The sequence below is a fragment of the Pseudomonas fontis genome, assembly GCF_028656955.1.
GTDB lineage: Bacteria > Pseudomonadota > Gammaproteobacteria > Pseudomonadales > Pseudomonadaceae > Aquipseudomonas > Aquipseudomonas fontis.
The window spans coordinates 1-1,128 of record NZ_JAMDGY010000095.1; the positions used below are offsets into that span (position 1 = coordinate 1).

At 57.9% G+C, this 1,128-nt stretch carries 1 protein-coding gene; it reads right to left on the minus strand.

The window, feature by feature from the left end:
• Positions 1-760: IS110 family RNA-guided transposase (locus M5G11_RS23375; RefSeq protein ID WP_273925389.1), on the minus strand; the 760-nt coding region annotated here is incomplete at its 3' end.
• Positions 761-1,128 lie beyond the last annotated feature (368 nt).

The window sequence follows — 1,128 nt, forward strand, 5'->3', positions numbered from 1 at the left end:
GGGTATGCTGCGTGGCTCGGCCTTTGAAGGTCCCAGACTCCGCCAGCTGTGGGTTCAAACCCGCAAATGAAACGACCGCGCGGGCGCTGCGAAACTCCGTAGGATCACCCAGTTCAGCAAGAATCACGGCAGCCGTTTTGTTCCCGATACCATCAATCGAGAGCAGCAGCTCACGTCGACCACGCAGGTCGGGATCGTCGTCGATCTGGTCTTCAACCCTCCGTCTTGTCTGGGCAATATCGTTTTCGATGTGACTGATATGCGCCTGGATTGATGCCTGGACGTCGGCGTCGGCCACCCCCAGACGATTGCGCTCCATTTGCAACATCTCTTGTAGATCCTCCAGGCGACGTAACAGCACGCGTAGGCGGCGCAACGCCGGTGCTTCCGGCTGCCAGGGCGTCAGGGGTTTCTTGTGCTTGGCCTCGGCAAAATCAGCCAGCAACTTGGCATCCACCTTGTCCGTCTTGTAGTGGATACCTTCACTTTTCTTGAAGTGAAAAACCCGCGCAGGGTTGCTCACGATCACCTCGTAGCCCTGGTGATAGAGGTGTTCGGCCAGCGCTTCGTGATAGACGCTAGTCGCCTCCATCACCACTCGTGCCCCAGGGACAGCGTTGTCCTTGAGCCAACTGTCGAGCTGTTTGAAGCCTGCCGTATTGTTGGGGATTTTGCCGCGCGTTTTGTACTTGCCGTTCGGCAAGGGCGTGGCAACGTCGAATGTTTGTTTGGCGATGTCGATACCGACTACGTTGGACATGATTTTGACCTCAGTTTCAGTTCATCCACGATCATCCGTCACTCGGTCTCGGCCTTGTCAATGCGAGCTACCGTCAAGGACGGGCTCTTGATACCGTTCGGACTTGGCGAGTGGGGTTGAAGAGGAGGAGCTCAATCTACAGATCAGGCTCAAGGCCTAAGCCGCTGCCCGGCTTCATTCCTCTTCCTCGATGATCAGTCGAGAACTATCGCCTCCAAAGAGGCGTTAGTCGAGATACAAGCCGCTGCCGTCAGGCTGCGCTGGCCTGCATGGCAGGCGCCGCCTAAGGGAGCCCTCATGCAGGCGAGCGCAGCCTGACGGCAGCGGCTACACTCGGTTGTGCCAGACAGTGTCTGGTCGGCACTCCC